The sequence below is a fragment of the Methylorubrum suomiense genome (genome assembly GCF_022179765.1).
GTDB lineage: Bacteria > Pseudomonadota > Alphaproteobacteria > Rhizobiales > Beijerinckiaceae > Methylobacterium > Methylobacterium suomiense.
Genome location: NZ_BPRE01000003.1, coordinates 23549 through 41934 on the forward strand (window position 1 = coordinate 23549; position 18386 = coordinate 41934).

An 18386-nucleotide genomic window follows, 5' to 3' on the forward strand; every position below is an offset into this window, starting at 1 on the left:
TCGGCCGTTGTGCCGTATCGGCTTTTTTCGATAGCCGGCTCCCGCCTTTCGGGCCGATCCTCCCGGATCGCAGGCCCGGGGGCGGGCCTCTCGTCGCGCCCGGGCGGACAGGATCGTCACCCGGCCGCCGCCGTCAGGGCGGCGCGGAGGTGGTCGTCCAGTTCCCCCGCGACGCGACGGACATTCTCGTCCCCGAACTGACCGAAGGTGGTGGCCGGGCGATCGTACTCGAACGCGACGCGGCCCCCGGCATCCTCGCGCAACAGGACGCGGATCGGCGCGTACAGGGCCGCCGAGAGCACGTGACGCGTCATCCGGGAGGCGGTCAGCGGGTTGCCGATGTCGTACTGGATGGCTTTTCGCTCCAGGCCGGCGATCCGCAGCAGCGCGCCGTGATCGCGCGAGCCGAAGATCGAGAGGGGCGCGGCCTGTTCGAGAAGGGTGCGCGCCGCATCGGCCTGCCCGCTCGCGACGAGGGACGCGTAGCGGTGATCGACAGGCGGAAGCGCGTCCTCCAGCGCGGCGCGGACGGCCTCGAAGGATCGGGCCGAGGGAATCACGACGTGCTCGATCGTGATCGCGGTCGATTGAACCTCCATCGGGACATCTCCTCTCTGCGCGATCCGTGGATCGCCTCCGGCCATGGGGGAATTTCTTCGTGGGGTGTTCTCGGCGGGAATGTCCCGAGCGAAGAGGGCCGCCGGTCCGGCCTCAGAGCCTGCCGCGCCTCTGATCCTCGCCGATCTTCAGGATCACGTGTTTGCGGAGATTCTCGGGTTGGAGCTTGTCGAACAAGCCGCCGCGCCCGGCCGCGCGCTCGGCCTCATCCTGGCGGCGCAGCCATTGCTCGACGCTGCGGATGCGGCCGGGATGGATCTCGTCGAGCAGGGCGTAGTCCCGGGAGATGATGTTGTGCTTCCACTGGTTCCAGAAGCCGGTGAAGTTGTCCCGGAAGCTCATCGTGCTCTTGTCGCTCGGGTCCGCGTTGTAACCCGCGGGCTGGTCGGCCATCGCCCCGTAGGCGCGGGCGAAATAGGCGTCGATGTCGATATCGATGTAGCGGGCGGGATGGCCGGTGACGCGCGTGAACGCGGCGGCGAGGGCGTCGTATCGGACCGGCTCGATCGCCACCGCGAGGTTCATGCCGTCGGCGCGGTCCGGGTGGTCGAACAGCCACCGCACGTAGGTGCTGCAATCCTCGAGTGCGACGTGGACCACGGCGCCGTCCCCGAGCGGCACCCGCCACGTCACGACACCGTACTCGATGCTCGGCGTCATCGGCGTGCGCGACGAGAACGCCATCTCCATATACGGCCCCGTCGTGAACAGGGCCGCCGCCATCCGGTCGCGGTTCGCCGCATTCTGCGACAGGATCCACTCGCCGACCCGGCCCTTGCCGTCGTAATGCCCGCACCGGAACCGGGAATCGTAACCCGCCTTCTGCAGGGTGTAGTCGAGATTGCCGTAGACGAAGACCCGCACGCCCTCTTCGAGGGCGATCTCGTAACTGCGGATCGCCCAGTACATCTCGGTCTTCTCGCCCGTGTTGAAGCCGTCGATGTTGACGAAGGCGCCATCGCAGGCGCGCAAGCCCGCCCTCAGCGTCGCCTCATCGGCGAACGTCCCCTCCAGGAGCGCGACGTTGCCGAGATCGACCAGGGACCGGGCCCGGGCCGATCCGGCATCGCGGGTGAGGGCGAGGACGGAGTAGGCTCCGTCGCCGACGAGGCCGGCGACGACCGGCAGCCCCTGGGCACCGGTCGCGCCGACAACGAAGATGCGTGAAACGGTCCGGGACGGCACGGCCTGCACTCCGCGTTGCGACAGGCGAACTTAACTCTGATAATCAGAGTGAAGCAAGACCTGGCCAACGGGCGCAAGGACACCGACCGGGATGCGGCAATGCGGCTGACAGGAGGGCGCGCGGGCGATGCGATCGAGAGGTTTCGAGGGAATGGTCTGCTCGGCCGCCGACGTGCTGGGCGCGCTCGGAGACCGCTGGGGCACGCTCCTCATGCGCGACCTGCTTCTGGGCCTCACCCGCTACGAGGATCTGCGCCGATCGACCGGCGCGACGAACGCCACGCTCTCGGATCGCCTGAGGGAGCTGGAGGCGAACGGATTGGTGGAGCGGCGGCGCTACCAGACCCGGCCGGACCGCTACGAGTACCTGCCCACGCCGCGCGGCCGCGATCTCAAACTGCTCCTGACCGCGATGGTGCAGATCGGCGATACGTGGAACCTCGCCGATCGCGAGGGGCCGCCGCTGCGCTTCGTCGACACGCGCACCGGCCGCCGGGTCGCGCTCGCGCTGGTCGATGCGGAGACGAGGGAGCTGGTCAGCGCCGGCCACGTGGCCGTCGAAGCGGGCTGCGGTGCGGACGCGGTGATGCGCTGGCGGCTCGAGCGGGCCGCGGCCCTGCGGAAGGCCGGATCGGATGCGGGCCCCGTTTCGGCGGACGGGGACGCGACGCCGCGTGCGAAGTGATCGACCAAGGCGCCCCCTTCCAAGCGCCGCTTTCCGGCGGAATGCCGGGCCGGGCCGCCGCGCGCGGCGGCCCTTGGCGCCCCTGATCGGGCTTCGACCTCGGGACGCGGGCGAAGCCTCCCAAGCGACTTGCCAAGGGGGCAGCCGACGGAACGACCGTGTGGGACGGCTCAGTGCGACGGCTGCGCCGCATTCCCGTCCCAGTCCCGCAGGGGAAAGGCCCGGTCGTAGGCGAGATTGAAGACCAAGGCGTAGGCCACGTAGAAGGCCGCGATCGCGAGATCCATGACCAGGGCCTGGATCAGGCCGATGCCGAGATACCAGGCGATCGGCGGCAGCAGGATCACGAGCAGCCCCGCCTCGAACAGCACGGCGTGTCCGACCCGCAGGAGCAGGGTCTTGCGCGTATGCCCGACGAGGCGCTGCATCGCCCGGTCGAAGCCGAGATTGTAGACGTAGTTCCACCCCGCCGCGGCCACGGTGCTGCCCACGCCGACCACGCCCATATCGGCGGTGTGGAGGCCGAACAGCAGGCTCCCGAACGGGATGATCAGGGCGAGGCCGACGATTTCGAACAGGAGGGCGTGGCGGATACGGTCGCGCGTGCTGCGCATGGTCTGGCTCCGGAAGACCGAATGAATTTGCCGCCTTCTATCTGTGATACCCCGGTCGGCAAGTTAGCACGTATCTGGGAATCAGATGGATGGCCGTCTCGCTCGAGCAGCTTCAGGCCTTCGTGGCCGCGGCCGAGGCCGGGTCCTTTTCCGGCGCCGCGCGGGCATTGCGCAAGGCGCAATCGGCCGTCAGCACGCAGGTGGCCCATCTCGAAGCCGATCTGGGGCTGACCCTGTTCAGCCGCGCGGGCCGGAACCCGGTGCTCACCGCGGCGGGGGAGCGGCTGCTTCTGGAGGCGCGGGTGGTGCTCGATCGGCGCGAGCACCTGATCGGCGTGGCCAGCAGCCTGGAGCGGCGGGTGGAGAACCGGCTCGTGGTCGCCATCGACGAGCTCTACCCGGAGCACGCGCTCGGCGCCCTGTTCGCCGATTTCGCCCGGCACTTCCCCTTCGTGGAGCTGGAGCTGCTCTTCCCGCTGATGGAGGATGTCAGCCGCATGGTGCAATCCGGCGCCGCCGATCTCGGCGTGATGTGGCGCCAGGAGGTGCTGCCCACCGAACTCGGCTTCCAGACCATCGGCTGGGTGCCGCTCAAGCTCGTCTGCGGACGGGATCACCCGCTCGCGAAGGCGCGGGTGGAGTGGGAGGAGTTGAAGCGCCACCGCCAGATCCTGGTGGCCGCGCGCAGCGACGGGCCGGAGAAGCGCCGGTTGCGGGTCGCCGCCGAGGTGTGGTGGGTCGAGAGCCACTGGGTGATCCTCGAGATGGTCAAGCACGGAATCGGCTGGGCCTTCGTCACCGACCACGTCATCGCCGCCTCCCTCACCGCGCCGCATCTCGTCACGCCGGACCTGCAATTCGATCAGGGCGACTGGCCCATCGCCCTGGAACTCGTCTGGCACAAGCAGCGGCCCTGCGGTCCCGCCGCGGCCTGGCTGCGCGAACGTTTCGCGGCGGAGCGGGTCGGCGCCCTGAAGGCGGCCGGTTGAGAGGACGGGCGGGGGCGATCCGGCGAAGCGCCGAGGGTGAAGGATCGGGGCGAAGGGTCAGGGCCGCGCATCGGGCGCCGCGGCCGCCCGGCGCAGCCAGATCGCCGAGGCCACCGTCAGGGGTTCGAGGGGCAGGGTAACCGCGCCCTGGCGCTTGCCCCACAGGTCGAGCCCGCCGAACCCGACCCTCCGGACGGTGAGCCACGCACCGAAGGGAAACACCGTCTCGGTGCCCTCGCCCGGCCCGAAACATTCCTCGAAGGCGATCGGATCGACCATGAGGGCGTCGTATTGGGCCAGATGCTCGGCCATGCCGACCTTGGAGCGGAACGGTCCCCGGTCGCGCCGGAATGCCGCGAAGCAGGGCTCGTAGGCAGAGAGCGACAGGCGCAGGCGGCCGCCGATGCGCAGATAGGGCGGGTTCGGTCCCTCCGTCCCGAACTGCGCCGGGCCCCAGCCGGCCTCCCGCACCAGCGAGTCCGCCAGCGTCACGGGCGCGAGCGGGTCAGCGGCGGCGGCCGCGCCGATTCGGGGTTCGGCCGGTTTGGGCCGGGTCGTTTCGGGCTCGGCCATTCCAGGCTCGGCCATGTCATGCCCCTCACCCTCGCCCGTCATCAGGACGGCACACAGGCACTATCCCGCATTGAGGGCCGACGGGCGACCAGATTCTTTGTTCATGTGGCCCGGTGGGAGCCGGGCATTTCAGAACCTGTTCGGCGTGAAACGTCCGGAGCAAGTCTGCGCGAACCTGAGATCTTTCAGTCGTCCGCCCTCATCCTGAGGTGCCGCAGCGCAGCGGAGGCCTCGAAGGAGGGCTTCAGGGATCGCGCGACGTCTGGAGCCCTCCTTCGAGGCCGCTCACGCGGCACATCAGGATGCGGGTGAGGATGAGCGGGTCAAACAGGCCTTAGAATCCGCCGCCGGTCTGATCGAAGTCGAGATAGGCGGTCTCGATCACGATCTGGGTGCGGCTGATGACTTCGAGCTTGCGCAGGATCTCGGAGACATGGGCCTTCACGGTCGAGTCGCCGACCTGAAGCTCGTGGGCGATCTGCTTGTTGAGCTTGCCCTGGCGGATCATGGTCAGGACCCGCATCTGCTGCGGCGTCAGCCGGGCGACGCGCTCGGCGAGCGGCGGCTTCTTGCTCGGTCGGGCCGGGGCGGGCGGGGCGGCGCGATCGGGCGGCATGAACAGGGCGCCGTTCAGAACCTCGGAGATCGCCCGCGTCAGCGTCGCCTTGTCGACGGCCTTGGGCACGAAGCCCGCCGCGCCGTGGCGGACCGCCTCGTGCATGATGCGCGGCTCCTCCAGGCCGGAGACGATCAGGATCGGCACCCGGGGAAAGCGGGTGCGGATGGTGACGAGCCCGTCGAAGCCGGCCACGCCCTGCATGGTCAGGTCGAGGAGCGTCAGGTCGATGCCCAGATTCCTGTCGAGAATCTCGCAGGCGCCGCGGATGCCGTCGGCCTCATGCAGCTCGGCGCCGGGAAAGGCCAGGGCGATGGCGCTCGCCAGCGCCTCGCGGAACAGGGGATGGTCGTCGACCAGGAGGAGCCGCAGGGTGCCCTCCCCGGTCCGCGGGGCGGCCTCCGCGGGAGCGTTCGCCGGATCGGTTGCTGCGCTGGCCATCATTCGCGGGTCACGCCTTCCGGTGGGCCGGTGCACCGGCCTCGTCTCACCCGACTCTTAAGGCATTTCGGCAAGGATGGCTGCCCGTGCTTTTGTCCAATCGCCGTTCCGGCGTCACGCGCCTTCGAGCACGAGCTGGCGCCGTCCCGGACGATGCCCCTCCGAGCCGGTGTCGCGGAACCCGAGCTTGTGCAGCAGGCCCCAGGAGGCGACGTTGCCGGGCCGGCACTCGGCCAGGATCGCGCGGCGGGGAAAGCGCCGCCGCAGCAGGGCGAGGACGCCCCCTACCGCCTCCGCACCGAAGCCGCGCCCTCGGGCGGCGCCGCCGATCCAGTAGCCGATCTCGATGGCGCCCTCGCCCCGCAGATGCGCGCCGACGACGCCGGCAAGCGGCGCCGCGCCGGGCTCGCGCATCCAGGCCCCGAGGAAGCGGTCGCGCCCGTGCCGCCCGCCCGCGATCAGCCCCTCGGCATCCGTGAGGGTGAAGGGATCGGGCAGGAAGTCGATGGCGCCGACGATCGCCGGGTCGTCGGTCAGGCGGTGCAGGGCCGGCGCATCGGCATGCACCAGCGGAGTGATCGACAGCCGTTCGGTCTCGATCCGGGGGAGGTCGAGGAGGCTGTCGCGACGGGCGCGCCGGAAAAACATTTCCGTGATGTGGGCACGCGGATGCCGGGGGAAAGGCACGTGCGTCGGCGCGACTCTAATCCCGGTCCGACCGGAGAAATTCCACAGAGCTGCCCTGCCCTTGCCGGGATGTCGCGGGTTCGTGATGAGAGCGAACCATCGCCGCCGGGCCCCGTTGCCCCTGCGAAGAGAGGTTCGACGAGGTTCGATGCCCGATCCCGCCTACCCCACCCAATCGCCCGTCGCCTGCGCCGTCCGCAGCGCCTGCCCGCGCTGCGGACGCGGACACCTGTTCAAGGGTTTCCTGCAGGTGGCGCCCTCCTGCGACGCCTGCGGGCTCGACTACGCTTTCGCCGACCCCGCCGACGGGCCGGCCTTCTTCGTGATGATGACCACCGCGATCCCCGCGGTCGCCTTCGGCCTCTGGCTCGAACTGACCTACAACCCGCCGGTCTGGCTCCACTTCGTGCTGACGCTGCCGGTGGTGCTGATCGCCTGCACCCTCCCCTTGCGCTTCTTCAAGGGCTGGCTCGTGGCGAGTCAGTACGTCCACCGGGCCGCGGAGGGACGGCTCGCCCGCCCGGCTCCGGCCCGCACCGACCCCGCCGCGAAACCGGAACCGTCCGGCCCGGCCTAGAGCGTGCTGCATTTCTACGGAAACAGCGGCACGCTCTATCTCTTTGTGGTCGCACGATGATTCCGGAAAACCGGATTCCACTTTTCCGCATCGTGCTCTAGCCGCGACCGGCATCGCTGCGAAATGCAGAAGGCCCGCCCCGTTCGCACGGGGCGGGCCTTCTCTTTGGTCAGGTCCTGGGTCGGACGGTGCCGGCCCGGATCAGTGCGCGGCGGGCACGCCGGCCGGCGGGTGGATCACCATCTCGGTGAACGGGTAGACATAGGCCTGCAGCATCACGAGACCGCCGACGAGGCAGGCCAGCACGATCGAGTGCCAGAACACGAAGCGCAGGATCTTGCTCTCCTGGCCGAAATACCCGGTCGCGGTCGAGGCCACGACGATCGACTGGGCGTCGATCATCTTGCCCATCACGCCGCCCGAGGAATTGGCCGAGGCCATGAGGATGCCCGACAGGCCGAGCTGCTCGGAGGTGATCCGCTGCAGGCCGCCGAACAGCACGTTGGAGGCAGTGTCCGATCCCGTCAGCGCCACGCCGAGCCAACCGAGCAGGGTGCCGAAGAAGGGGTAGAGGATGCCGGTGCCGGCGAACGCCAGACCCAGCGTGGCATCGACGCCCGCGTAGCGGGTGAGGACGCCGAGCGCGAGCATCGCCGCGATGGTGATGAGCGAGTAGCGCAGCACCCAGATCGTCTCGAAATACGCGGTGATGAGGCGCACCGGCGAGAAGCGCATGATGAAGCCGGAGATGGTCGCGGCGAACAGCACGCCCGTGCCGGTGTAGGACATGTAGGTGAAGTTGAAAATCGCGGCCTCGGCCTTCGGCTTCGCCTCCACCGGCGGCACCTTCATGATCATGTTGTGCAGGCCCGGCACCTCGTATTTCCACGAGAAGATCGGGTTGACGATGCCCTTGAACCAGCCGGTGCCCCAGACCGCCACGATGATCGACAGGATGATCCACGGCACCCAGGCCATCATGATCTCCTGCGAGGAGGCGGTGCGGCCGCCGAGCTGAACCTTCGGCAGGTCGCTGGGGACGCCCGCGCCGAGGGAGGCCGGGCGCGGCTCGCCGTAGCCGATCGACGGATCGTGGCCGCGCAGGGCGGGCGAGGTCCAGACCTGCGCCGGGCGCCACACCTTCAGGAAGGCGACGAGGGCCGCCATCGAGGCGAGCGAGGCGCCGATATCGACGATCCACGGGTTGACGTAGTTCGAGATCAGGAACTGGGCGAGCGCGAAGGACACGCCGCAGACCGCGATCGGCGGCCAGATCGCCATCATGCCGCGGAAGCCCGCGAACACCCAGATCAGCCAGAACGGCACGATCACCGAGAAGAACGGCAGCTGGCGGCCGATCATGGCGCCGAGGACGTAGGGATCGTAGCCCGTCACCGAGGCCAGTCCCTGAACCGGGGCACCCAGCGCGCCGTAGGCCACGGGGGCCGTGTTGGCGATGAGCGAGAGGCCCGAGGCCGCCAGCGGCGAGAAGCCCAGGCCGATCAGGATGGCGCCCGTGACGGCGACCGGGGTGCCGAAGCCGCCCGCGCCCTCGAAGAAGGCGCCGAAGGCGAAGGCCACCAGGAGCAGCTGGATGCGCCGGTCCTCGGTGATGCCCGCGACCGATTGCTGGAGGATCGCGAACCAGCCCTTCTCCACCGTCAGGCGGTAGAGGAAGATCACGTTGAGGATGATCCAGCCGATCGGGAACATGCCCGTGACCATGCCGAGGATGGTCGCCCGGACGGCGAGATCGGTCGGCATGCCGAAGGCCACCACCGCCACGAGGAAGGCGACGACGAGGGCGAGGACGGCGGCGATATGGACCTTGATCTTACCGCTCGCGATCATGCCCAGCAGGGCGATGACCGGCAGCGAGGCCATGAAGGTCGAGACCCATTGGTTTCCGAATGGGTCGTAAACTTGATTCCAGGGTGTCACGGGCGTCGCCCTCCTCCGTGCCCGGATTTTTTGCCCGGACCTTATCAGAGGGTTGCTAGCAGAGCCGTTTGGCTCGCTCAACGCGTTGTATCCTGTATCCAGGGCAAGTGTCGTGACCTTGCAACAGGTTAAGCCTCACGCGCGGCCGTAACCTGCGTAAACCTGAAGCAGGCTCGGATACCGATCCCTCCGGGCGGGTTCCCACGCCGCGGTCTCTCAGGCCGCACGGTGAAGGAGAGCCCCTTATGTTCATGCGCGTCGACCAGCTGCAGGCCGAGTTGCCCGCCCCCAAGCGTCGCGATCCCAACGCGGCGGCCGCGCTCCAGGAGCTCTTGGGCGGCAAGTACGGTGAGATGTCCACCCTGGGCAATTACATGTTCCAGAGCTTCAATTTCCGCAGCAAGGACAAGCTGAAGCCGTTCTACAGCCTGGTCGCCAGCATCACCGCGGAGGAACTCGGCCATGTCGAGCTCGTCAGCAACGGCGTCGCCATGCTCAACAACGGGCCGGACAACGACGGCGATTCGAGCGACGGCGGCGACATCTCCGGCGCGCCGTTCGAGGACATGAAGGACATCCGCCTCGCCGCGGCCTTCCTGTCGGGCGGGGGCGGGGCGGCGCCGATCAACAGCAACGGCGCCTCGTGGAACAACGATTTCATCACCTCGACCGGCAACGTCGTCGTCGATCTGCTGCACAACTTCCATCTCGAATGCGGCGCGCGGCTGCACAAGCTGCGGGTCTACGAGACGCTCACCGACCCGACCGGCCGCGAGGTCTGCGGCTACCTGCTCGTGCGCGGCTCGGTCCACGCCCATGCCTACGCGCTCGCCCTCAAGAAGATCACCGGCGTGGAAATCGAGAAGTTCCTGCCGACGCCCAATATCGATCTCTCGAAGATTCCCGAGAGCCAGAAATACCTGCAGGAGGGCTCGCACCGCCGGCTCTACACCTGGAGCCCGAACGATTACCGCGAGATCGCCGGCCTCTGGGGCAATGGCGAGCAGGCCCTTCCGGGCGATCCGCCGGGCGAGCTGGAGGTGGTCGAGGGCATGCCCGACGGCGGCAAGATCCATCAGCTCACCGGCGTCCCCTCGGCCTTCACGCCGGACTACGCGCCGGAGGAGATGTTCGAGATCGCCGAGAAGCTGACCAAGAAGGCCCGCTGATTCCGGCGCCGGGGAGGCGAGGCGCCCTCCCCGGTCACTTCTTCGATTTGGCAGGTGGCGCCGCCTTCGGCTCGGGCGGGGCCACCGTGCCGGCAACGACCCAGTGACAGACCGCCGTCCCCTTCAGGGCGAGGCAATCGTAGGCCCTGCCGCCCAGCGCCGCGTGATCGGCGATCTCGGTGACCGCGGCGCGCTCGACCGTGCTGCAGCCGAGATCGGATTTCGGGTCGCGGATCGTCGCCAGCGCCGCGACCGTGTCGCCCTTGGTGTCGCGCAGGAGGCTGCGCAGGTTCGAGAGCGACGTGCAGCCGATCACCGGCTCGCCCCCCGCCTTCGCGGCTTTTTCGGCAGCGCCCTGCGCGGCGGCGCCGGTCGCGGCCAGCAGGGCGAGAACAGGAAGAAAGCGGAGCATCGCGCGGATCCAGGGTGACGGCCGCGACGATACCACGGCGCGGGTCGTCCGGGCGACGCGCGGCGATGGGCCGGTGCGGCCGCACACGCCGCCAGATCCACCGGACCGAACGCCGGATCGCCCCTTACCCTTCAAGGTTTCGAAGCCCCCGCCCCGTGACGCGGGGCCGCCTCACCCGGCCTTGCGCGCCGCCTGTCCCCGGATCTTGGCGAAGCGCCGCAAGGCCCGATCCCGGCGCAGGCGGGTCAGGCGCTCGATCCAGAACACGCCGTCGAGCTGATCGATCTCGTGCTGGAGGCAGGCGGCGCGCAGCCCCTCGGCCGCCTCCTCCCGCTCCACCCCGTCGAGGTCGCGGTAGCGCACCCGGATCCGGGCGGGTCGCTCGACGGGTTCGATCACCCCCGGCATCGACACGCTGCCCTCGGGATGGGCGGCGCGCTCCTCGGAGGCCCAGACGACGATGGGATCGACATAGGTGGCGGCGTCCTCGTCCGGCTGAAGGCGGATCACCACGATCCGCTCGGCGCGGCCGATATGCGGCGCGGTGAGGCCCATCGCCCCGACCTCGCCGAGGGTGTCGAGCACGTCCCGCGCCAGCGCGTGCACGGCCTCTGGGGACAGGGCCATCGCCGCCGCCGGCCGGCTCAGGCGGGGATCGGGATGGAAGATCAACGGGCAGGCAGGCATGGGCGGTTCGGTCACTTCGGGCGGTTGGGAGAGGGGTACGACGGGGCGATCCGGCCCCCTGGCGGGAGCGATCGCGATCCCGTCGCGGCGGCGCAAGCGGGTCAGCTCAGCCCGCCGCAGGAAGCGTCATAACCTTTGTTAATCAAGGTGACTGCGAGCCGCACGAAGACGTGATGCCAAGACTTTAGTCCTCCTTGGCGTTCGGCAGGGAGAGCGCACGATCGTTTCTCTTGAAGGCCAAGCTTGTTCAAGGTCGAAGAAGCGACCATCCCGGATGAAACCTTTGACCGGGTTGCAGGTTTGCCTCTTCGATCATACGTATGCCTCGTCGATCGGCGACCGGTCTTTGCGAGACCGTTCCCGATATCCCGGACGGGATGCGGTTCCGGCACCATTCCCCTCGCTCGCTTCGACGAACGGGACGGCCTTGAGGCCGGGACGCGACCTGTGCGGACCCCGACGACGAGGGGCAGGAGAGACCCGCATGAGCAACGGCACCGTGAAGTGGTTCGACGAGATCAAGGGCTACGGATTCATCCAGCCCGACGACGGCGGCAAGGACGTGTTCGTCCATATCTCCGCCGTCCAGCAAGCGGGCCTGCGCGGTCTCGCCGAGGGGCAGAAGGTGACCTTCGACATCGAGAACGATCGCCGCAGCGGCAAGCCGGCAGCCATCAACCTCCAGGCTTCCTGAGGCTGAGGACTGCGCAGCGACCGAAAAAATCGCTGATTCGCAGCAACAGATCGAAAAATGTGACCGGCGCTGTGCATGGAACCTTCCATATCTGTTGCGTGTTGCAGCGCACTGGTGCATCGACTGCGCCGGTTGCATAAGATTCGCGCCGAGTTCCGGCCGCCCGGTCCCCGAGAGCTTGTTTCAGATCCCGATCCGTGCGCCGCGACGCGCGCTGATGACCGACCCGGCGGCCGGCCGTATCACCACATGAGAAAGGCCATATGAGCGCATTCGACTTCAGGAACTTCGAGGATCGCCGTCAGAACTCCCAGGCCGCCAAGGCGGCCTTGCTCGAGAAATTCAAGGCCCGTCCCCCGCTGGACGACCCGGAGCAGCGCGCCAAGGCCCAGGCCCGTGCCGAAGTGGCCCGTGCCCGCGACGAGCGCGCCCGCGAGCGTGAGCGTGCCCGCATCGAGGCCGAGCGCAAGGCTGCGGAAGAGAAGCGCGCCCGCGAAGAGGCGGAACTCGCCGCTCAGATCGCCCGCGAGGCCGCCGAGGCCGCCGCCCTCGCCGAGCGCAAGGCCGCCGAGGCCGCCGAGAAGAAGGCTGCCCGCGATGCCCGCTACGCGGCTCGCAAGGCCAAGGTGAAGATCCGCCGCTGACGGGCGGTCTTCCCGATCGATCAAGACCCGCGCGCCGGACGCTTCGAGCCCGGCGCGTTTTTTGTGCGCGGCTCCGCGCAGATCTCAGCTCAAACTACGCAATCTGGACAGGATTTCGCGCGGCGGTGCTTGGCAAGGTGCCGCATTGTCGGCACCTCTTTCCCAAAGACGCTGATAGAAAGCGGATGAGGGAGGACAGTCCTTGGAAAACATCCGGCGCATCATCCCAGGGCGGTCCCCCGGGCCGGCTCGAAGACTTGCTCCGCTGATCGCCGCAGCCGGACTCTCGATGTTCGCCTCGGGCGCCCGGGCCGAACCGCCGATCCGCAGCGCCGAAGATGCCTTCTGCCGGAGCGAAGCGCGGGCGCAGGTGTTCTCGGCACCCGATCCGCTCAATCTCGGCCTTCGCGAGATCGGCCGCCAGATCTGGGCCTCCTGCATGCAGCGCAAGTCGGGCGGCCAGGCCAAGAAGGGTCAGCGTCGGCGGCGCCACCGCTGAGACATGCCCCTCATCCGCGTCCGAGCCGCCGGCCCCTATCGGTTCCGGTCGGAGTTCGGCGCGGGGAGGCAGCCGGCGATCAGGCGTCGAGGGGCTCGCCGATCCGGGCGCGCAGGCGGGCTCGCAGATTCTGGTTGGCAGGGCTGCGCTCGGCATCGAGCGCCCACATCAGGCGCAGCAGCCGGCTGATCGGCAAGGCCCGATCCTCAATCGCCTCGGCGACCTGCTGCTGCAGGGACTTGCCCAGGATGGTGGAGGAAGGCGCGAGCGTCTCGGCAGTGGTCGGCATCGAGTGCATCCGAAAAGCGGGCTTCGCCCCCCGCGGGGCGGGCTGATAGACCGTTCCGTCGCGAATGGCCATAGCTTTGCCGGCTTGCGGTTACCCGCTCGCTTGCATGCGGCAAGTCCCGTTCACAGCTTCTTTACCGAGAAGGGTGCCTGCGCGTAACCGTCGAGCAGGTCCTGCGGGTCGCGGTAGATGGCGATGCAGCCGGCCGCCGACAGGTCCGCCTCGGGGAAGCCGCCGCACAGGACGCCGATCGTGGCGAGGCCCGCTCGCCCCGCCGCCTCGGCGTCGTAGGGCGTGTCGCCCACCGCGATCACCGATTCCTTCGGGCAGTCGGGGAGCTTGCGCAGGACCGCCTCGAAGATGTCGGGATGGGGCTTGGACCGGTCGGCATCGTCCGCACTCGTCACCGCGTCGACCAGATCCTCAATGCCGAGGATCTTCTGATAGTGCTCGACCTCGGAGGCCTTGCCCGAGGAGGCGAGGGCCACGGTCAGGCCGTCCTCGCGCAGGCGGGCGAGGAGCGCCCGCACGCCGGGGAAGGGCCGGACCTGATCGAGGTAGCGCCGCTTGAACAGATCCGAGCGGTAGGCCTCGATGGTCTCGCCCTCGCGGGCGAGCCGGTCGGGATCGACGAAGACCGGCAGGAGCTGGTCGCCCCCCTTGCCGATCTGGCGGCGGACCTCCGCTTCCTCCGCCTGGATTCCAAAATGCGCGAAGGCCTCGACCCAGGCGCGGGCATGCTGGTCGACGCTGTCGAGCAGGGTGCCGTCGATGTCGAAGACGACGGCGCCTCGGGGGGATGTCACCGGCCCCGCCCCTATCGCGGAAACAGGTGGACGCCGTCATCCGGCAGCAGGTTGCGGGCCGGGCCGCCGGTCTGCTGGCCGCGGCCCTGCTGGTAATAGGGAAGCTCGGGGCGCCGGTCGTTGTCGCTGCCCGAATCGTATTCCCACGGGGTGTTCCACGGCGCCCGCCCGCTCGCCGCCGGCACGGCCGGCCCCTCGAAGACCGCCTCGCGCCGCGGCCCCGCTTCGGCCGCGCCCGTGGACAGGGTGATTCCGAGGGTTGCCCCGAGAGCCGCCAGCAAACCGGTCGTCAACGCGCGCATGGCACCCTCTCGCGAAACCCCGCCCGAGTCAGGCAGCGAGGATCCAACGGCCGAGCCTGCCCGGCGTTCCCGCCCGCTTGCCCGCCCCCTTCCCGACCCCTTGCCCGACCCCTTGCCCGACCCGCATGCCCCTGAAACGGCGAAGCCCGCCGACCTCGGGGGCGGCGGGCTCTCGCACCGTATCCCGACAGGGCCGGTCTCAGTGCAGGGACGCGCCCTCGGCGGCGGCGCGCGGCTTGGCCCGGGAGGCGGCCTTCGGCGCCGATTTCGACGCGGGCTTGGCAGCAGCCTTGGTGGTTTTGGCCGCAACCTTGGCCGGCGCCTGATCGACGCTGGTCTCGGCGGCCTTGCGCGCGACCTTGACCGGCTTCACGGCGGCCCGGGCGGCGGGCGACTTGGCCGCCTCGGTGACGCCCGCGAGGGCCTCGGCGGGCGTCCGTACGGCCGGCTTGGCGGCGCGGGGCTTCGCCGGCGCCTTGGCCGCCTTCACCGGGACGGCCTCGGCCGCATGCGCGACGCCCGCCTCGGCGCCCCGGCGCAGCTCCGCCTCGGCCTGCAGCCAATGGATTTCGGCCCGGCCGAAGCCCCGGCCCTCGTCTTCCCAGATGTAGTAGGCGCGCTCGCGCACCTGGTGCTCGCACAACGGCATGAAGCCTCCTGATGGTCGTCCGGCGTGAGCCCGAACGATGGGAGGCCATGGTTAAAGGGCGGTTAACCGCCCCCGCCCCGTCACCGTTTGGAGCCCGTCTTGGGGCTCGCCTTGGGAGCGCGCGAGAGCCGGCGGTGGTTCGCCCGCACCTTGCGGCGATAGCCGGCGACCACCGCCCCGGTGGAGGCGCCGGTGGCGATCTGCATCGCCGCCTCGCCGGCCGCGAAGATCTTCTCGCTGACCATGCGCTGCGCCTCGACCTGGGCGGCGCTGCCGCCGGCCGCGAGTTTGGCGAGGCGCAGGCCGATCACCGCCTGCGCCTCGAAGGCGAGCAGGGTCGTGTCGACCCCGAGCTTCCACCACGGTCCGAACATGTCTGTGCTCCCACGGCGCCGCTCGACGGCCGGGTTCCGACCCGTCGGGAGGCGCCTCGATACAAGCGGTCGATACACGCTCTTGGGCCGAGCCGCACGGACCGTCGAGAAGTCGGTCCGGCTTCGTGCGCCGCGTGGCTGAAGGCGGCCTCCTGGGCCGGGTGGCCCCCGGGTCAGTCGAAGCTGCGGCCCTTGGCGGCCGAGCCGCCGAGGCTGATCTTCTTCGGAGCCGGCGCCGGCCGCCCCCGGCTGGGAACGGCGGCGGGTTCCGGGGCGGCCGGGGCGGGCTTCAGACGCGACTGCCCATGGATCACCGAGCCGATCTCGCCGGCCGCGCGGATCAGGTCGTCCCGCTCGCAGGCACGGGCCACCTTGAGGCCGAGCTGATGCATGTGGCTCTTGCCGTAGAGATAGGCGGCGAGCCGCGCCCGGGTCAGCTCCGGGATCTTCTCCAGGATGTAGGGCAGGTCGTAATCGTCGGCGCGATAGACCTCCCCGAGCAATTCGAGGGAGACCGGGCATTCCGGATCGACGGTCGCGCCGGTGGTCGGGTGGGCCTGGCTCATGGATCACCTGCTGGCGGTGGGTTGGACCAAAGGGGTGTCAACGGGACGGTGTCCTCCGCCGCGGCCATCGCCGCATTCGGGGAACGGGACGCACGCACGACCGGAACCGGCGCCTCCGCCGGACGCCCGACGATGCGCGTGTCGAGACATCCGGTACAGACCGAGGCGATCGCGAGGCGGGCACGCCGGTCGGCGCGCTCCCAGACGGTTTCACGCCCGGCTTCACGCTCTTGCCCCGATCCTGCCACGGCTGTCGCCGCGGGGACCGGGTTGGGACGAATCCGCAGGTAGAGCGGTCCCTCCGCACGGACAGCGGCGGGCATAGCCGAGAGCAGCGCGACAGCAAAGAGCGCCGGCGCGCGGACCTGCCCGCCCATCCGGGCCACCCGCGAACGCGACCGCCGATCGAAGCCCCGGTCCTGTCTCATGCGGCGGCACGGCCCTGCCCTGGCGTTTCGGATCCGGCGGGCCCACTCCGAGCCTCCGGGCCGGCAGCATCGGCCGGTATGGTAAACCGGGCATGAAGATCGGGCCCGTGCGGGCCGCCTGCGACGCGAGGCGGCGGGTCGGGCAGGACAAAAAAGAGCCCGACGCGGGGGCGCCGGGCTCCGAGGGGGCCGACGGCTCGGGTGAGCCATCGACGCTGGGAAGGTGTCGGGACGTCTCGACGTCCGACCGGGTGCGGTCTCAGTACGAGCCGAACTTGTAGTTGATGCCGGCGCGGACGACGGCGAACTCGCTCTCGCGAACCTCGCGGCCTCCGCTGACGAGCAGGACGCCGGGGCTGTTCACGGTCACGGTGCGGCCGGCGTTGTCGACGGCGAAGGCGCCGTTGCGGGCCGAGCCCTTGTCGAGGTTCACGTACAGGCCTTCGACCTTCAGCGTGACGGCCGACGAGCGGAAGAAGTTCAGGAAGCTGTCGGTCGGCAGGGCGTACTCGACGCCGCCGCCGGCGGCCCAGCCGGTCTGGAAGTCGTTGCTCGACACGCCGGTGCCGAAGTCCCGGCCGCCGCCGCCGCCATAGGCGAAGCCGCCGGTGCCGTAGACGAGGGTGCGGTCAAAGGCGTAGCCGAGGCGGCCGCGCACGGTGCCGAAGTAATCGAGGCCGGCGATGCCCGCCGGGTTGAACACCTGCTGAGCGGCGAGGGCGTTGACGCCGTTGCTGCTGATGACCTGGAAGCGGTTCCGCTCACGGCCGAAATCGGCGTACTGGGCGTCGGCCTCGACACCGACGACGAAGCCGGAGCCCGGCGTGAACTGATAGTTGTAGCCGATCTGACCGCCGCCGACGAAGCCCTCGTTGGTGCGGTTGTTGTTGAAGGCGACGACGGCGGTGGTGCCGGCCGGCACGAGCAGCGAGGCGCCGTTGAGGCCGAGGACGGTCGCGCCGGTGCGGTTGTCGTTGGTGCCGAAGCCGTAGCCCGCGTTGAAACCGGCGTAGAAGCCGGTCCAGGTGAACACGGGAACCGGCTGGAACACCGGCGGCGGGGCGGCGCGGCGGGGGAGGTCGGCGGCCGAGGCGGCGATGGTGCCGGCCACGAGAGCGGTCGAGGCGAGAAGAAGGGTCTTCATGGGGTCGGGTTCCTGGGTTTGGCGGGAGCCGGCACGCAGCGCGCTCCGGGTGTTATGGCCTGCATCCTGGCCTGGTGAGTGCCGGGGGCCTTCCCCGGATGTCGTCGCCCTCCTGCGATGAACGAAGCAATTAGGCCGAACCCGTCAACGAAACATGAAGCTTACGCGCCCGTTTGCATTGGCTCCGGCTCGATGTGTCGTTCCGCACATCTGGTCTCGCTCGCGATCGCTCGAAGAACAAGTCAAGACTTGATCGACTCTCAAGTCGCAAACGTGGTTAACAAGACCTTTTATAGCTTCGGCGCGGCCGACGGTCTCGCATCCTCCGGTCACCCCGCGGGGCGCGGCTTGGTGAAGGCGCCGTTAACCCTGTTCGGGCAGAGTTGGAGCCGGGGTCCTGTCAGGGCCCGCGAACAGGCCCGGATCTCTGCCGCCATGCCTCTCGACACCGGCCCGCAACCGACCCGCGGCCTCCTGTCCTGGACCCTCAAGGTGACCGTGGCCGCAGGCCTCGCCGCCGTGGGGCTCGGCCACTACGTCGCCCGCTCGGTCGAACCCGGCGCGGCGCGCATCGCGTCCCTCGACACCGATCCGGTCGTGACGGGCTCGATCGGTCCGTCGGCGCGAACGACCGCCCTCGACCCCTGCCTGCTGCGCGCTCGCTGAGAGCGGACGCCTCCCGGCCCTGTTCGGATGTCCTGGCTGCAACCGTGCCCGCGCGGTGCGGGCGGGGCTCGCATCGCCCATCGGCCGTACCATCGATTGACAAGCCCGCACGGCCCTCTAAGTGTCGCGCG

24 protein-coding genes are annotated in these 18386 nt (G+C 69.5%); 8 read left to right on the forward strand and 16 right to left on the reverse strand.

Going from position 1 to position 18386, the window contains the following annotated elements; translation table 11 throughout:
- Positions 1-116 precede the first annotated feature (116 nt).
- Both MFF26_RS05495 and MFF26_RS05500 read right to left on the reverse strand, forming a co-directional pair.
- On the reverse strand, positions 117-599 hold the full coding sequence (locus tag MFF26_RS05495) for a DUF302 domain-containing protein (RefSeq protein ID WP_238307722.1): 483 nt from the start codon (positions 597-599) through the stop codon (positions 117-119).
- 112 nt (positions 600-711) lie between these two features.
- Positions 712-1803, reverse strand: a complete 1092-nt coding sequence (locus tag MFF26_RS05500) for an NmrA family NAD(P)-binding protein (protein WP_137830989.1) — start codon at positions 1801-1803, stop codon at positions 712-714.
- A gap of 127 nt (positions 1804-1930) precedes the next feature.
- Here MFF26_RS05500 and MFF26_RS05505 point away from each other — a divergent pair, with 127 nt between their 5' ends.
- A complete protein-coding gene (locus MFF26_RS05505) occupies positions 1931-2488 on the forward strand; it encodes a winged helix-turn-helix transcriptional regulator (protein WP_137830990.1) in 558 nt (185 codons plus the stop codon).
- Between the two features lie 170 nt (positions 2489-2658).
- Here the strand turns inward: MFF26_RS05505 and MFF26_RS05510 are convergent, their stop codons facing one another.
- A complete protein-coding gene (locus MFF26_RS05510) occupies positions 2659-3102 on the reverse strand; it encodes a PACE efflux transporter (RefSeq protein WP_137830991.1) in 444 nt (147 codons plus the stop codon).
- Positions 3103-3191: 89 nt separating this feature from the next.
- Here MFF26_RS05510 and MFF26_RS05515 point away from each other — a divergent pair, with 89 nt between their 5' ends.
- On the forward strand, positions 3192-4091 hold the full coding sequence (locus MFF26_RS05515; RefSeq protein WP_137830992.1) for a LysR family transcriptional regulator: 900 nt from the start codon (positions 3192-3194) through the stop codon (positions 4089-4091).
- A 57-nt stretch (positions 4092-4148) separates the two neighbouring features.
- Here the strand turns inward: MFF26_RS05515 and MFF26_RS05520 are convergent, their stop codons facing one another.
- The 3 genes from MFF26_RS05520 to MFF26_RS05530 all read right to left on the reverse strand — a co-directional run bounded on the left by MFF26_RS05520 (position 4149) and on the right by MFF26_RS05530 (position 6369).
- Complete coding sequence (locus MFF26_RS05520; protein ID WP_238307723.1) at positions 4149-4664, reverse strand: hypothetical protein; 516 nt, start codon at positions 4662-4664, stop codon at positions 4149-4151.
- A 334-nt stretch (positions 4665-4998) separates the two neighbouring features.
- A complete protein-coding gene (locus tag MFF26_RS05525; RefSeq protein ID WP_137830993.1) occupies positions 4999-5724 on the reverse strand; it encodes a response regulator in 726 nt (241 codons plus the stop codon).
- Positions 5725-5835: 111 nt separating this feature from the next.
- Positions 5836-6369, reverse strand: coding sequence for a GNAT family N-acetyltransferase (locus MFF26_RS05530; RefSeq protein WP_137830994.1), 534 nt, complete (start codon positions 6367-6369; stop codon positions 5836-5838).
- Between the two features lie 187 nt (positions 6370-6556).
- Here MFF26_RS05530 and MFF26_RS05535 point away from each other — a divergent pair, with 187 nt between their 5' ends.
- Entirely contained in the window at positions 6557-6985 is a 429-nt protein-coding gene (locus MFF26_RS05535) for a DUF983 domain-containing protein (RefSeq protein ID WP_137830995.1), read from the forward strand.
- A 201-nt stretch (positions 6986-7186) separates the two neighbouring features.
- On the opposite strand, the gene MFF26_RS05540 is transcribed toward MFF26_RS05535, so the two are convergent.
- The gene (locus MFF26_RS05540) at positions 7187-8926 is read right to left on the reverse strand and encodes an L-lactate permease (RefSeq protein WP_238307724.1); all 1740 of its coding nucleotides are present in this window, start codon (positions 8924-8926) and stop codon (positions 7187-7189) included.
- Positions 8927-9171: 245 nt separating this feature from the next.
- Here MFF26_RS05540 and MFF26_RS05545 point away from each other — a divergent pair, with 245 nt between their 5' ends.
- On the forward strand, positions 9172-10095 hold the full coding sequence (locus MFF26_RS05545) for a manganese catalase family protein (RefSeq protein WP_238307725.1): 924 nt from the start codon (positions 9172-9174) through the stop codon (positions 10093-10095).
- 34 nt (positions 10096-10129) lie between these two features.
- On the opposite strand, the gene MFF26_RS05550 is transcribed toward MFF26_RS05545, so the two are convergent.
- Together MFF26_RS05550 and MFF26_RS05555 are read right to left on the reverse strand one after the other, a co-directional pair.
- A complete protein-coding gene (locus MFF26_RS05550) occupies positions 10130-10507 on the reverse strand; it encodes a hypothetical protein (protein WP_238307726.1) in 378 nt (125 codons plus the stop codon).
- A 171-nt stretch (positions 10508-10678) separates the two neighbouring features.
- Positions 10679-11194: a peptide deformylase gene (locus tag MFF26_RS05555; RefSeq protein WP_238307727.1), complete on the reverse strand. Its 516-nt coding sequence runs from the start codon at positions 11192-11194 to the stop codon at positions 10679-10681.
- 484 nt (positions 11195-11678) lie between these two features.
- Here MFF26_RS05555 and MFF26_RS05560 point away from each other — a divergent pair, with 484 nt between their 5' ends.
- The 3 genes from MFF26_RS05560 to MFF26_RS05570 all read left to right on the forward strand — a co-directional run bounded on the left by MFF26_RS05560 (position 11679) and on the right by MFF26_RS05570 (position 13031).
- Entirely contained in the window at positions 11679-11888 is a 210-nt protein-coding gene (locus MFF26_RS05560) for a cold-shock protein (RefSeq protein WP_056238742.1), read from the forward strand.
- Between the two features lie 263 nt (positions 11889-12151).
- Complete coding sequence (locus tag MFF26_RS05565) at positions 12152-12532, forward strand: DUF6481 family protein (protein WP_137831000.1); 381 nt, start codon at positions 12152-12154, stop codon at positions 12530-12532.
- A gap of 289 nt (positions 12533-12821) precedes the next feature.
- Complete coding sequence (locus MFF26_RS05570; protein ID WP_238307728.1) at positions 12822-13031, forward strand: hypothetical protein; 210 nt, start codon at positions 12822-12824, stop codon at positions 13029-13031.
- 79 nt (positions 13032-13110) lie between these two features.
- Here MFF26_RS05570 and MFF26_RS05575 read toward each other — a convergent pair whose 3' ends face one another.
- The 7 genes from MFF26_RS05575 to MFF26_RS05605 all read right to left on the reverse strand — a co-directional run bounded on the left by MFF26_RS05575 (position 13111) and on the right by MFF26_RS05605 (position 17589).
- Positions 13111-13320, reverse strand: a complete 210-nt coding sequence (locus MFF26_RS05575; RefSeq protein ID WP_137831002.1) for a hypothetical protein — start codon at positions 13318-13320, stop codon at positions 13111-13113.
- Between the two features lie 122 nt (positions 13321-13442).
- Positions 13443-14126: an HAD family hydrolase gene (locus MFF26_RS05580; protein ID WP_137831003.1), complete on the reverse strand. Its 684-nt coding sequence runs from the start codon at positions 14124-14126 to the stop codon at positions 13443-13445.
- An 11-nt stretch (positions 14127-14137) separates the two neighbouring features.
- Positions 14138-14428 (reverse strand): hypothetical protein, encoded by a 291-nt coding sequence (locus MFF26_RS05585; protein ID WP_137831004.1) that lies wholly within the window; start codon positions 14426-14428, stop codon positions 14138-14140.
- Positions 14429-14627: 199 nt separating this feature from the next.
- Entirely contained in the window at positions 14628-15077 is a 450-nt protein-coding gene (locus MFF26_RS05590; RefSeq protein ID WP_137830935.1) for a DUF2934 domain-containing protein, read from the reverse strand.
- 80 nt (positions 15078-15157) lie between these two features.
- The gene (locus MFF26_RS05595; protein ID WP_137830934.1) at positions 15158-15451 is read right to left on the reverse strand and encodes a hypothetical protein; all 294 of its coding nucleotides are present in this window, start codon (positions 15449-15451) and stop codon (positions 15158-15160) included.
- 173 nt (positions 15452-15624) lie between these two features.
- Complete coding sequence (locus tag MFF26_RS05600) at positions 15625-16017, reverse strand: hypothetical protein (protein ID WP_137830933.1); 393 nt, start codon at positions 16015-16017, stop codon at positions 15625-15627.
- A gap of 687 nt (positions 16018-16704) precedes the next feature.
- Positions 16705-17589: an outer membrane protein gene (locus tag MFF26_RS05605; RefSeq protein ID WP_137830932.1), complete on the reverse strand. Its 885-nt coding sequence runs from the start codon at positions 17587-17589 to the stop codon at positions 16705-16707.
- Between the two features lie 435 nt (positions 17590-18024).
- Between MFF26_RS05605 and MFF26_RS05610 the strand changes: the two genes are divergently transcribed.
- Positions 18025-18255 carry a hypothetical protein gene (locus tag MFF26_RS05610; RefSeq protein WP_137830931.1) on the forward strand — a complete coding sequence of 77 codons (231 nt, stop codon included), beginning with the start codon at positions 18025-18027 and terminating at the stop codon, positions 18253-18255.
- Positions 18256-18386: the final 131 nt, after the last annotated feature.